At 70.3% G+C, this 12,830-nt stretch carries 8 protein-coding genes and 1 pseudogene; 6 read left to right on the top strand and 3 right to left on the bottom strand.

Features of this window, described 5'->3' with window-relative positions; translation table 11 throughout:
- Together G447_RS11785 and G447_RS12660 are read right to left on the bottom strand one after the other, a co-directional pair.
- A pseudogene (locus G447_RS11785) lies at positions 1 to 414 on the bottom strand (hypothetical protein); the annotation flags it as partial.
- A 341-nt stretch (positions 415 to 755) separates the two neighbouring features.
- Positions 756 to 1,892, bottom strand: a complete 1,137-nt coding sequence (locus G447_RS12660; protein ID WP_243442344.1) for a DUF6318 family protein — start codon at positions 1,890 to 1,892, stop codon at positions 756 to 758.
- A gap of 701 nt (positions 1,893 to 2,593) precedes the next feature.
- Here G447_RS12660 and G447_RS0108425 point away from each other — a divergent pair.
- From G447_RS0108425 to G447_RS0108400, 6 genes are all read left to right on the top strand, one after another.
- Positions 2,594 to 4,366 (top strand): bifunctional folylpolyglutamate synthase/dihydrofolate synthase, encoded by a 1,773-nt coding sequence (locus tag G447_RS0108425; protein WP_026430728.1) that lies wholly within the window; start codon positions 2,594 to 2,596, stop codon positions 4,364 to 4,366.
- Positions 4,367 to 4,672: 306 nt separating this feature from the next.
- The gene (gene dhaK / locus G447_RS0108420; RefSeq protein WP_026430727.1) at positions 4,673 to 5,665 is read left to right on the top strand and encodes a dihydroxyacetone kinase subunit DhaK; all 993 of its coding nucleotides are present in this window, start codon (positions 4,673 to 4,675) and stop codon (positions 5,663 to 5,665) included.
- A 202-nt stretch (positions 5,666 to 5,867) separates the two neighbouring features.
- The gene (gene dhaL, locus G447_RS11390) at positions 5,868 to 6,572 is read left to right on the top strand and encodes a dihydroxyacetone kinase subunit DhaL (RefSeq protein ID WP_051226297.1); all 705 of its coding nucleotides are present in this window, start codon (positions 5,868 to 5,870) and stop codon (positions 6,570 to 6,572) included.
- Positions 6,569 to 7,492 carry a dihydroxyacetone kinase phosphoryl donor subunit DhaM gene (gene dhaM / locus G447_RS0108410; protein ID WP_026430726.1) on the top strand — a complete coding sequence of 308 codons (924 nt, stop codon included), beginning with the start codon at positions 6,569 to 6,571 and terminating at the stop codon, positions 7,490 to 7,492. Before dhaL ends, dhaM begins: the two co-directional genes overlap by 4 nt.
- An 18-nt stretch (positions 7,493 to 7,510) precedes the next feature.
- Positions 7,511 to 7,981, top strand: a complete 471-nt coding sequence (ndk, locus tag G447_RS0108405; RefSeq protein WP_026430725.1) for a nucleoside-diphosphate kinase — start codon at positions 7,511 to 7,513, stop codon at positions 7,979 to 7,981.
- Between the two features lie 21 nt (positions 7,982 to 8,002).
- Positions 8,003 to 11,746 carry a chromosome segregation SMC family protein gene (locus tag G447_RS0108400; protein ID WP_026430724.1) on the top strand — a complete coding sequence of 1,248 codons (3,744 nt, stop codon included), beginning with the start codon at positions 8,003 to 8,005 and terminating at the stop codon, positions 11,744 to 11,746.
- 132 nt (positions 11,747 to 11,878) lie between these two features.
- On the opposite strand, the gene G447_RS12085 is transcribed toward G447_RS0108400, so the two are convergent.
- Positions 11,879 to 12,208 carry a serine/threonine protein kinase gene (locus tag G447_RS12085; protein WP_243442343.1) on the bottom strand — a complete coding sequence of 110 codons (330 nt, stop codon included), beginning with the start codon at positions 12,206 to 12,208 and terminating at the stop codon, positions 11,879 to 11,881.
- Positions 12,209 to 12,830: the final 622 nt, after the last annotated feature.

The following is a 12,830-nucleotide window of genomic DNA, read 5'->3' as shown; positions in this document are numbered from 1 at the left end:
CCCGGCCCTGGTGGTCACCAAAGGAGGAGTGCCGTCCCCGAAATCGTAAGAGTAGTGTGACGCGGTCAGGGTGATCGTCACTTCGTGCCCGAACAGGGCCGTGGTGTGGGTCTGAGAAGGAGTGGCGGCGTAGACGATGGTGGGCCCCCCTGCATTCGTGTACGACTTCTTGCGGGGCTGCCACGACAATCCCGCGCCCGACACCGCCACCCGGGACAGGGCGGTGCGCACGATCGTCTCCGCAGTCGGCGCCTCCCCCTCACCCCCGCCCTCCTCTTCTGCGGGCTCCTCTTCGTCCGTTGGTGTTGTGGTGGGGGTGCCGGGCACGTACTGGCAGTGCGAGGAGACCGCGCCCGCATCCCCCGGCCTGGCCGCAGACCCCGGAATCCCCTCCCGCTCACCCGTGCACACCATCTCCAACGGACCCCCCGTCACAGGCCCACCCGGAACCGAAGAACCACCAGACACACCGGGCACCCCAGATCCCCCGGACACCGCCGGAACGCCATCCGCGGGGAAGCTGGGGCCCGTTTGAGAGGAGTTCGGTTCCCGCTGGCGTGATGAAGCGTCCGAGTTCACACTGGACGTATACGTCCCTTTGAAAATGACGTCATTTCCTGAGATTTGGGTATCGAACGTCGTGTTTTCGGGATCTCCTGGAGAGTCGGCGAACGATATTGGTGTGCTCGCTATTGTTAACCAGGCGCAGAAAACGGCAACAAGAGGTGTCCTGATGTGTCGTTGAGCGCGCATCTTCAGTTGCTCCCTTCCGTGTTCTGGTCCCGGCCAAGTTCTCGCACGGCCCACCGTTGCCCATCCCAGTGGACGAGGACAGTGACTTCGTCGTCGCGCTCTTCGGATGCATGAAACGCGTTATGGGCGTATAGGTCTGGCGTTAACTGGTGGAACGACACGCGAACACCGTAGGTGTCCTCCCCGTAGTTCTCGACGTCGCTGTACCTTCCAAGGGGGTGTGGTACTACGTTTGTGAACTTTGCTCCAGACGCCCATCCTCCTTCTTCGTATAGACGGTCGATATCGTCTGCGGTTTTTTGGCAGAACTGGCAGTCTGGTGAGCTGAATGCTCTCATGTACTGGGTGTCCCCGGTGTTCCACGCGTAGGCCACTGCCTCGAAGTAGTGTGTTGCGGCGATCTCGCTGGCGTCGTCGGTGAACCGCAGGAGTTCGGCCGGGGCGCTGGGCTGGTGCACTGGGGTGCTGGGGCGCTTGAGGCTCCCGTCGGACTGGACCTGGTAGCCATGGCTCATCCCGTAATCCGGCTCGCCATGGAAGAACACCACATACGCCCCCACCGACACCACAGCCACCAGGACAACCAGTGCTGCCAGCGCCCGCGCGCCCCACCGCCGACGGGGCTTCTCATCCACGGGAGTCCCCTTGTACGGGTCGATCCCCCGCGCCCGCAACTGCGCATCCCGCGCCAAAGCCTCACTCCGCAACCGCTCCACGTACTCGCGCACCACAGGCGACATCCCACCACCACCGCCATCACCAGCGTCGGCGAACCCGTCACCGACGGACACCTCAGCCGACTGGTCGCCGACGGTGTCGTCGGCAGGACCGCCGTCGGGCAGGCCGCTGGCGGGGCCGTCAGCAGACGGATCGCCGACGGCCGCGTTGTCGGTTTCCGGTCCCGCGCCCTGCCCGTCCCCGGCAATGCCCGAGTCGGGCCGGTCCTCGGACAAGAAAGTGTGCGCACCGTCGGACGGGGCGTCCCCGCCGGAGCCGGATAGGGCATGCGCACCACTGGAAGGAATGGTCTCAATGGGCATGGAATCGCTCGAATCGACACCAGCGATCAGCCGCTCCCGGTCGTCACGCCCTCCGGATCGCGCGGCGCCGTCGGACAAGGGGGTGTCTTCGACTCCCATGTCGTACCACATCCTCGTGTCAACCCGAGCCACTGCAGTGGCCCGCTTCACTCACCTTCGATGGTAACGCCCCACACACCCCCAGCACCAGACCCCCACCATGATCTGTGCACAACCATCCCATCTGTCAGGGAAAGAAGCAGGCCCCGAGAAGCACCCCCAAGAGCCCGCCGTTCCGAGCCCCCGGTCCCCGCACGGTGCGCGACGTCCGCAGGGCCGCCACCGGAGCCCCCGATCCCTGTCGGAACAGCACACAAGGCTCTGAATAACGCAACACCGGAGCGCACACAACGACGGAATCAAGCCCTTGTGTGCGGCCGCGTGTTGCGGAAATACCGCCCTTGTGTGCGCAAACGAGGGGGAAGGGCATATCTCATGCCGTCGGACAGAGACGTGCGCGACCGTCTCTGCGACGCGGAGGGGAAGGGGTGTATCCCATGCCGTCGGACCGACACGGTCCGGTTTCCGCTACAGCCCGGTCCAGTCCTCGGGGTGCATCCTGTGTTGAAGGATAAAAGGTAGAGGATCGAGGACAGAGGACCGAAGAGCCAGGGCTCACACCCTGCGGCGGAACGCGCCGGAACTCCACTGGCGGCCGTCGTTGGCGCGGCGTCGCTAGAATTGGCCAGGCGCGACTTCGAGCACGCCGCGGCCAAGCCCGGCAGTAGGCAGTCGGCGTCGAGTGGCGCAGGGAGGAACACATGGCAGGCGAAGCATTCTTCGGACACAGCAGTGAGGACGAGGCGCGGGGCGTCCCCGCCGACCTCGTTCCCTACCTCGAGGCCGCCGACGCCCCGGACGAGGGGGCCGACCAGGTGCAGGAAGTGAACGTGGCAGCCGCCGACGACAGCGCCCGGGACGCGGCGTTGCGCGCCCTGGTGGAGAACTCGCTGCTGGTGGGTCCCGACCCGACTATCCTCGCCGAGATCACAGGGGACTTCGATGAGGCGTTCGCCGATGATGCGGACTTCGGCGAGGAAGCCGATTGGTCCGACGGGGCCGATCAGAGCAGTGGCCCGGGCGCGACCGGGGACCGGGACGCCACTCGCGCCTCGCGAAGCGCGTCCGGCGCCCGCAGTAACGCCAGCAGCACCCACGACGCCGCCCTGGCAGCGGCGGCCGATCAGGTCGAACTGGACGCGCAGGTGCGCCGGATCTACGAGTCCATCGTGGAGCGCGCCCCCGAGCACGACATCGACCCGACCCTCGACCGCGTCAAGACGGTCCTCGACATCCTGGGCGACCCGCAGAACGCCTACCCGTCGGTACACGTGACGGGCACGAACGGCAAGACCAGCACCGCCAGGATGATCGACGCGGTGCTCACGGCGTTCGGCATGAAAGTGGGGCGCTTCACCTCCCCGCACCTCATTGACGTGCGCGAGCGGATCAGCTTGGAGGGCCACCCGATCAGCCGGGAGGGCTTCATCGCCGCGTGGCGGGATGTGGAGTCCTACATCCGTATGGTCGACGAGCGCAGCCAGGAGCAGGGCGGCCCCCGTTTGTCGTTCTTCGAAGTGTTCACGGTGATGGCGTTCGCGGCTTTCGCGGACTACCCGGTGGACGCCGCCGTCGTGGAGGTCGGCATGGGCGGCACGTGGGACTCGACGAACGTCATCGGCGCCGGGGTCTCGGTCATCACCCCCATCGGGGTGGATCACACGCGGTGGCTGGGGTCCACCGTCGAGCAGATCGCCCGTGAGAAGGCAGGGGTCATCAAACCCGGGCAGATCGTCGTCGTGGCGCCTCAGAGCGAGGAGGCGATGGCGGTGCTCGAGGAGCGCGCCCGCCAGGTGGACGCCGTGCTGCGCGTCGAGGGCCGCGATTTCGAGGTGGTGGACCGCCAAATGGGCGTCGGCGGCCAGCTGGTGACTGTGCGCACGCCCGCGGCGGTGTATGAGGACGTGTTCGTCCCGCTGCTGGGCGAGCACCAGGCGCACAACGCCGCGGTGGCGCTGGCGGCAGTCGAGGCGTTCATGGGCGGGCGCGCCCTGGACGGGCGGATCGTGGAGTCGGGGATGATGGCGGCCTCCAGCCCCGGGAGGCTGCAAGTGGTGCGGCGCTCGCCGACGATCATCGTGGATGCTGCCCACAACCCGGCGGGAGCGGGCACGCTGCGCGACGCCCTCGAGGAGTCCTTCGGCTTCTCCCGCGTCGTCGGCGTCTACTCGGCGATGGGGGATAAGGACGTGGAGGGCGTGCTCTCGGAGGTGGAGCCCTTCATGGACCACGTCGTGGTGACCCGCATGGACGGGGGCCGCGCCGCCGACATCGACGCTCTGGCGCGTGTGGCGGCGGATGTGTTCGGCCCCGACAGGGTCGACGCGGTGGAGGGCCTGGCGGACGCGGTCGACCGGGCGGCGGCGCTCGCCGAGGCGGGGGCCGGTCCGTCGGACCGCAGCGGCGTCCTGGTCTTCGGGTCCGTGCACCTGGCGGGCGACATGCTGGCGCTGGCGGGCAAGCTCCCCGAGTAGGCGCCACGGGCGCGCACAACTGGTGGGCGGGGTTGGGAGCAACTCCCGGTCCCCCTCGTGGAGGCGCCCCGCCCGAGTGCGCACACAACGGCTGGAATTACGCAACACGTCGTCGCACACAAGGGCGGAATCAAGCCGCCCAGTGCGGTGCGTGTTGTCTAATTCGGGTCCCTTGTGTGCGTACCCAGGTGGGGTGCGCCCGGTGGCCTTCCCAGGACGATGCCCGAACTCTGGGATTTTCCCGCCGGGCGTGGCACGATTGTCCATGACGGCACTGCACGTTTCATGGAGTTGCAAGGAGGCACAATGAAGAAGCTCGTCAACGATGTCCATTCTGTCGTGCGCGAAACCCTTGAGGGGTTCGCCCTGGCGCACGCCGACCTGGTGGATGTCCACTTGGACCCTGATTACGTCACCCGGCGCACGCCGAAAGACGAGGGCAAGGTGGGCCTCGTCTCCGGCGGCGGCTCGGGGCACGAGCCCCTGCACGCGGGATTCGTTGGACTGGGGATGCTTGACGCCGCAGTCCCGGGGGCGGTCTTCACATCGCCGACCCCCGATCCCATCCTGGAGGCCACGAAGGCCGCCGACCGGGGCGCGGGGGTGCTCCACATCGTCAAGAACTACACGGGCGATGTCTTGAACTTCGAGACTGCCGCGGAAATGGCGGACATGGAGGACATTCGCGTCGCCACAGTGGTCGTCAACGACGACGTCGCCGTCGAGGACTCCCTGTACACGGCGGGCAGGCGCGGCGTGGCGGGCACGGTCCTGGTGGAGAAGATCGCTGGCGCCTCGGCGGAGCGCGGCGACGACCTGGACGGGGTGGCGGCCATCGCCGCGCGCGTCAACGAGCAGACCCGGTCCATGGGCCTTGCCCTCGGCCCGTGCACGGTGCCCCACGCGGGCAAGCCCTCCTTCGAGCTCGGTGAGGACGAGATCGAGTTGGGCATCGGCATCCACGGCGAGCCCGGCTACCGGCGCGGGCGGATGGAGAGTGCGGACGCCCTGGTGGAGGAACTGTACCGGCGGGTGAGGGACGACCTGGGGCTGGGCTCGGGCGAGCGCGTCATCACGCTGGTGAACGGCATGGGCGGCACCCCGGGTTCGGAGCTGTACATCTGCCACAGGCGCTTGGCGCAGTTGCTGGAGGCTGACGGAGTCGTCATCGAGCGCGCGCTGGTGGGCGACTACGTGACCAGCCTGGAGATGCCGGGCGTGTCCGTGACCCTCACCCGTGTCGACGATGAGCTGCTGGGCCTTTTCGACGCGCCCGCGCGCACGCCCGCTTGGAAGTGACGCGCACCCGCTCGGAAATGGTGGGCGCACTCTTGGAAGTGGCGCTCGCCCGCATGGAAGTGACTGGGCGCACGCGCCCCGGGTTTGTGCGCCCCCGCGCGATGGTGCGGTGGGCGCGCGCTCGGAAGCAGCGCGCCCGGAACGGACTGATGGCGAGGGGCGGGCACAGGGTCCGCCTCGCGCCCCTATTGGGAGGAAGAAGATGAGTGAACTCGGTGCCGCGTGGGCGCTCGAATGGATGAAGCGCACCCGTGAGCGGGTCGGTCAGCAGCGCGAGCGCTTGATCGACTTGGACCGCCAGATCGGCGACGGCGACCACGGGGAGAACTTGGACCGGGGCTTCGGCGCGGTCGTGGACGCCCTGGCGTCCCAGGACCCCCAAACTGTCGCCGACGTGCTGAAACTTGTGGCCAAGACCCTGATGTCCACGGTCGGCGGCGCGGCCGGCCCCCTGTACGGGACGGCGTTCCTGCGCGGCGCGAAGGCCGCGGGCGCGGGCGGCTTGGACGGTGCTGGTGCCGCCGGAGTCGTCGAGGCGGCGCTGGGTGGCATCCAGGCGCGCGGCAAGGCCGTCGAGGGGGAGAAGACCATGGTGGACGCCTGGTCCCCGGCGGCCAGGGCCGCCAGGAGCGCCGCCGAGGCGGGGGCCTGCCCCGCAGCAGTGCTCGAAGCGGCGGCCGCAGCTGCCCAAGGGGGCGCCGAGGCGACGGAGCCGATGCGCGCCACGAAAGGCCGCGCCTCGTACTTGGGGGAGCGGTCGATCGGGCACTTGGATCCGGGGGCCGTGTCCTCCGCGCTCATCCTCGCCGAGGCCGCGGCGGCGGCGCGCGCGGGAGAGGGCGCTGAGGACGCGGAGCGCGCCGCGGAGTCTCCCAGGGACGCGGAACCGGCGGGGGAGCAGTCGTGAGCCGCGTGGGGATCGTCATCGCCTCCCACTCCGACCTGCTGGCCCGGGGGGTCGCCGAGTTGGCGGGGCAAATGGCGCCGGGCGTGACCATAGGAGCCGCCGGGGGCTTGGAGGACGGGGGCCTGGGCACCTCCTACGACCGCATCGAGGAGGCGCTCGAGGCGGTCCTGGCCGCAGTCGATGGGCCAGGAAGCGGGGCCGTGGTCCTCACGGACCTGGGTTCGGCCACCATGACCGCCGAATCGGTCGTCGAGATGAGCGAGGCCCCCGAACGGGTCCGCCTGGTGGACACTGCCCTCGTGGAGGGCGCAGTGGCCGCGGCCGTGCGCGCCGAGGTCGGCGACTCCCTCGACGCCGTGGCGCGGGCAGCGGCGTCCGTCCGTTTCGGGACCCAGGGCCAGGGCGCGCCGGACCACGCGGGCGAGGCGGGCGTTGGGGGCAGCGGCTGCTCCGGGCCCACCGGTGGCACAACGGCGGACGAGGTGGCGGGCACTGCCGGAACCTGCGCTGCCAGTGGTGGCGGGCCGGGCACAACCGCGGCGGACGCCTTCAGTGGCAGCTCAGCGGGCACGGCCCCCGCCTCGTCGGAAGGCGCGTCGATCGACCTGACCCCCGCCTCGCCGGAAAGGGGAACCGCGGGCACCGCCCCGGAGGACCTGGACGACGGCGAGGAACGGGCCGAGGCCGACGCGGTCGTGGCCGACCCCGTCGGCCTGCACGCGCGCCCGGCCGCCCTCTTCGTGCGCCTGGCGGGCACATTCGAGTCCCGGATCACCGTCAACGGCGCCAGCGGGGCCTCGGTGCTGGAGATCATGTCCCTGGGCGTCGCGCAGGGAGACACGGTCCACCTCACAGCAGTGGGAGAGGACGCGCACGCCGCCATCGCGGCCCTGACCGATATGCTTGAGCAAAGGAACTGACACCCAAGGAGGCCCCGAATGACCGCCAAGTCCGTCCTGCTGGACGCTCAGCAGCTGTTGGACCCCGCGTTGGAGCACACCCTCATCATCGTCAAGCCCGACGGCTTCGCCCGCGGGCTCACGGGGGAGATCATCCGCCGCATCGAATCGAAGGGGTATACGATCAAGGGCCTGAAACTCATGGTCGCCTCCAAGGAACTGCTCGCCGAGCACTACCGCGACCACAAGGACAAGCCCTTCTTCCCAGGGCTTGTAGAGTTCATGGGCTCGGGGCCGGTCGTCGCCATCATCGTCGAGGGGCAGCGCGTCGTCGAGGGCATGCGCAACCTCATGGGCGCCACCGATCCGACGACGGCCGCCGCCGGGACGATCCGCGGCGACCTGGGCCGCGCGTGGAACACTCCCCACATGGAGAACCTCGTCCACGGCTCGGACTCCGCTGAGAGCGCGAACCGCGAGATCACCCTGTGGTTCCCCGAGATCTACTGATCGGAACGCTATTATCACAGCGTGTACCTGAAGAGCCTGACGCTGCGGGGGTTCAAGTCCTTCGCCAGCGCGACGACGCTGCGCCTCGAACCGGGGATCACGTGCGTCGTCGGGCCCAACGGGTCGGGGAAGTCGAATGTCGTTGACGCCCTCGCATGGGTCATGGGCGAGCAGGGCGCCCGTGCCATGCGGGGCGGCAACATGGCCGATGTCATCTTCGCGGGCGCGGGGTCGCGCCCGGCCCTGGGCCGTGCCCAGGTGGACCTCACCATCGACAACTCGGACGGCCTGCTCGACATCGAGTACTCCGAGGTGACGATCAGCCGCACCCTGTTCCGCGGGGGCGGCAGCGAGTACCAGATCAACGGCGCCCCCGCGCGCCTCTTGGACGTGCAGGAACTGCTGTCGGACACGGGCATGGGCAGGCAGATGCACGTCATCGTCGGCCAGGGCCAGCTGGACGCGATCTTGTCCTCCACGCCGGAGGAGCGACGGGGTTTCATCGAGGAGGCCGCCGGGGTCCTCAAGCACCGGCGCCGCAAGGAGCGGGCGCTGAAGAAGCTGGCGGACATGGATGCGAACCTGGTGCGCGTCCTGGACCTGACCAACGAGATCCACAGGCAGTTGGGACCCCTGGCACGCCAGGCGCGGACCGCCAGGCGCGCCCACGTCATCCAGGCCCGGGTGCGCGACGCGAGGGCCCGCCTGCTCGCCGACGACCTGGTGGCGGCGCGCGAGCGCCTGGATGCCCATTCCGCCTCGGAGGATGCGACGGCCCGCCGCCGCGCCCAGCTGGAGGGGGAGCTCGCTTCGGCGCGCGAGCGCCTGGCCGCCCTGGAGGACCAGGAGCGCCAGTTGGGGCCGCGCGTGGAGGAGGCGGGCAGCGTGTGGACCTCCCTCACCACCATCACAGAGCGCCTGCGCGGCACGCACATGGCCGCCGGGCAGAAGGTCGCGCTCCGGCGCCAACCTGAGCCCGAGCCGTCGGGCGAGGACCCCCGGGCTCTCGACGAGGCGGCGGCGCGCGCCGGGGAGGAGGACGCGCGGCTGCTCGCTCAGGTGGAGGCAGCCCGAACGGCTCTGGCTGCCCGGACGCGGGAGCGCGGGCAGTGCGAGGACGCTGACGAGGCGGCCTCCCGGCGCTTGGCTCTGGTGAACGCCCGCGTGGCCGACCACCGCGAGAGGGCGGCGCGCTTGGCGGGGGATGTCGCCACCGCCGTGTCGCGCCACGAGTCCGCCCAGGGGGAGGCGGAGCGCGCCCACCGGGCCGCGGACGACGCGACCGCCCGCAGGGACGCAGCCGAGGCGGAACTTGCGGGCATGGAGGACCCCGGCGGCAGCGCGGATGGCGGGGACGCGGGGGGCGCGGCCGGGCGCCATCGGGAGGCCTCCCGGGCGCGCGACGAGGCGCGGGCCCGCGTGGACGCCCTGCTGGGCCGGGAGCGCGAGGCGCGGGCCGAGCGGGCGCGCTGGGAGTCGCGCCGCGACACCTTGGCCCAGTCCCTGCAGCCCGCCGACGAGACCGCGGACCTGCTGGGCGGGGACGGGGTCCTGGGGCTGGCGGCAGAGTCGGTGCGCGCCGAGCCTGGCTTCGAGGACGCCGCAGCTGCCCTGTTGTCGCCTTACACGGACGCCGTGGTGGTCGCTGACGCGGAGGCGGCGCTCGAGCAGTTGGAGCGCGCGAAGCGCCGGGGCGGCGGCATGATCCGCATGGTGGTCGCGGAGGCGGGTGCGGGTGGCTCTGCGGGGCCGGTTTCCGGGGCCGAGGCGGGCGCGGGTGGCTCTGCGGGATCGGCTGCCGGGGCCGAGGCGGGCGCTGGCGGCGCTGAACCCGGGCTGGGGGCCGCTGAGGATTTCGCGCCGGACGCTGACCCTGGCGCTATTGGCGCCCCTGCCGGCGCGGACGCCGCCCGTGCCGCTGGGATGGGGGAGCTGCCCGAGGGCGTGCGCCCCGCCCGGGGGGTTGTCTCCCTCGGCGAGAGGGCGGGCGCTCTGGCGGCCCTCCTCGAGGGCGCGGTGATCGCCGCGCAACCGCGGGAGGCACTGGCTGCCCTGCGCGTTCGGGGCGTGCGCGTGGCGGTGACGCGCGGCGGGGACGTTTTCGGCAGGGGCACGGTGACCGGATCGGGGGCCCGCGCCTCGTCGACCCTGGCGCTGCGGGCCTCCCACGAGGAGGCGGTGCAGCGCGCGGAGGCGGCGGCGGCCATGTGCGAAGACGTGGCCCGCGAATTGGAGGCGGCGAACAACGCATTGGACGCGGCTGTGCGGGAGGCGAACACCGCTTTGCGGGAGCTGCGCGCCCAGGACGCCCAGCGCGCTAAAGCGGAGGGGGAGTACGCGCGGGCGGCGTCGGCTGCGAAGGCCGCCGAGGCGGAGGCCCGCCGTGCCCAGGACTCGGCCAGGCGCGCCGACGACCAGGTCGAGTGGGCGCTCAGTGCGCTCGAGGAGGCGCGGGAGCGGGCGGCGGCAGCCGAATCAGTTGAGGAGCCGGAGTCCGTGGAGGACGCGCAGGCCGCTGCGGCGGAGGCCGTGCGTCGGGCGAAGGAGGCCCGCGAGGCGGAGACCCGTGCGCGATTGGAGCTGCGGGCGCTGGAGGAGCGCTCCCGGCAGGTCCAGGCCAGGGCCCGTTCCTTGCGGCAGGCGGCCGCCAGGGAGCGTGAGGCCCGGGCCTTGCGCGCCAGGCGGGAGGCGCAGCGCCGCACGGAGTTGGAGCGGGCACTCGACGTGGAGGAGGCAGCAGGCAAGGCGCTGGCCGTCGCGGAGGGCGCGGTGCGCAAGGCGGCGGAGGATCGTTCCTCCGCCGAGCGGGAGAGGACGCGCCTGGCCGAGGAGGTGGCCCGGGCGCGCAGGGCGGCCGACCAGGCAGCGGCGGAGCTCGGGGCGCTGACGTCGGCAGCCCACCGCGACGAGGTGGCGCGCGCGGAGCTGCGCATGAGGGTGGAGCACATTGAGGCGCGGGCCGTCGAGGAGTTGTCGATCGAGGCGAACGCGCTGGTGGAGGAGTTCGGCCCGCACATGCTGGTGCCGGTGATCGCCGAGGACGAGGGCGCTGGGGACGGGGCGGGCCCGGTCCCGGCGGGCGCCCCGGCTGGGCGGCCTTTCGTCCGTGCCGAGCAGGAGGAGGCTCTGCGGCGCGCCAAACGGGATTTGGAGAAGTTGGGGCGCGTGAACCCGCTGGCCCTGGAGGAGCATGAGGCGTTGGCGGCGCGCCACAAGTTCCTGGTGGACCAGGTGCAGGACTTGAAGTCGTCGAAGGCGGATTTGCTGCGCATCGTCGAGGACGTGGACCGGCGGGTGGAGGAGGCGTTCACCAGCGCGTTCGCGGACACGCGCGAGCAGTTCGCCCACACTTTCTCGGTGCTCTTCCCGGGGGGCACGGGCGACATGGTGCTCACGGACCCGCAGGACATGCTGACTACGGGCATTGAGATCGAGGCGAAGCCGGCGGGCAAGAAGGTGAAGCGCTTGTCATTGCTGTCGGGTGGGGAGCGGTCGTTGGCGGCCATCGCGTTCCTGGTGGCGATCTTCAAGGCCCGGCCCTCGCCGTTCTACGTGATGGACGAGGTCGAGGCCGCCTTGGACGACGTGAACCTGTCGCGCCTGCTCACTATTTTCAAAGAGCTGCAGCAGGCATCCCAGCTGATCGTCGTTACCCACCAGAAGCGCACCATGGAGATTGCCGACGCTCTTTACGGCGTCACCATGCGCGACGGCGTGACCACTGTGGTGTCGCAGCGGCTGGAGCAGCGGGGGAGTGGGGCGTAGAGGACTGGGCGAGCGCGCCTGGACGAATGGGCGGCGGGCCGCTTCCTCCCCGGACTGGGCTGCGACGTGGGTCGGAGCGCCGGTCGAGGCGAGGGGCCCGGCGTCCGCGTTGGGATGCTGGCCGGGCGCGGGTCACTGCCCGGCGGAGTCGCCTGTGGGTGTGGGTGCGGGGACGTATTGGCAGTGGGCGGAGGCGACGCTGGGGTCGTTGGGGCGGGCCGCGGAGCCGGGGAAGCCCTCGCGTTCGCTTGTGCACACCATTGTCATGGGGGAGTGGCCCGGAGGGGTGGTCTGAGTGGAGTCGCTCGTGGGTGCACCGGGGGTACCGGGAGCAGCAGGAGCGGCGGGAGCGGTGGGCGCGCTCGTAACAGCGGAGGCCAGGGAGGCGTTCGCGAGTACGGAGGCGCACGCGAACGCGAGGACTGCGGGAATGCAGTGGCGGAGGCTCATAGGTTTCAGCACGAACTCTTCTCCTTCCGTTTCAGTGCGGCGAATCAGTCGACGTCGACCATGACGATAACAGTTCGCATCACTTGTGTAAGATGCTAGTGTCTAACATCCTACTAATGCAACACTCTTATTATAGTCGGTATATAACCATTATGATTGTCGATAGGTATGGGTGCGATGCGCTGGATCGTGCTTGCTTCTGTGGAAGGTGAGTGATGCCGTGGCGCCCGGGGGGCGGGTTCGCGGGGGCCGTGCTCCTGGCCGGGTCCGGGCGCGTTGCCCGGACGGGTTGGTCATCAGATCGAGTGTGGGTCGGGTGCGAGTGGGTCGTGTGTATACCTGGCGGGGCTATAAGTGTTGCTTATACCCCCGGCGTTGGCGGACAGTGCGCGCACCGGACGGACGAACATCGGGCGGGCTCGCGGGTGCTAGTGCGGGCAGGGCCGCCGGGATCGGCGTCGGTCGGGCGGTTGCGGGGTTGTGGGTCGGGTCCTGTCCTTTCTTCGTGTGTCTCGGGTGGGCCGCGCTGGGCGTGCCCGGCGGGCGGGTTCGCCGGGGCTGCTGGGGTCTGGGAGTGCGCTTGCCCGGTGGGCTGGTCGTGTTGTGTTGTGTGTGTTGTGGGGTTAGTGGCCGT

The sequence above is a fragment of the Schaalia georgiae DSM 6843 genome (genome assembly GCF_000429245.1).
Classification (GTDB): domain Bacteria; phylum Actinomycetota; class Actinomycetes; order Actinomycetales; family Actinomycetaceae; genus Pauljensenia; species Pauljensenia georgiae.
Note: the sequence above shows the minus strand (reverse complement) of the source record. Positions and strands in the feature narration are given on the sequence as shown.

Coding starts and splice junctions, on each gene's coding strand:
- G447_RS0108425 (WP_026430728.1), top strand. CDS start 2,594: ATGGCAGGCGAAGCATTCTTCGGACACAGCAGTGAGGACGAGGCGCGG.
- dhaL (WP_051226297.1), top strand. CDS start 5,868: ATGAGTGAACTCGGTGCCGCGTGGGCGCTCGAATGGATGAAGCGCACC.
- ndk (WP_026430725.1), top strand. CDS start 7,511: ATGACCGCCAAGTCCGTCCTGCTGGACGCTCAGCAGCTGTTGGACCCC.
- G447_RS12660 (WP_243442344.1), bottom strand. CDS start 1,892: ATGGGAGTCGAAGACACCCCCTTGTCCGACGGCGCCGCGCGATCCGGA.
- dhaK (WP_026430727.1), top strand. CDS start 4,673: ATGAAGAAGCTCGTCAACGATGTCCATTCTGTCGTGCGCGAAACCCTT.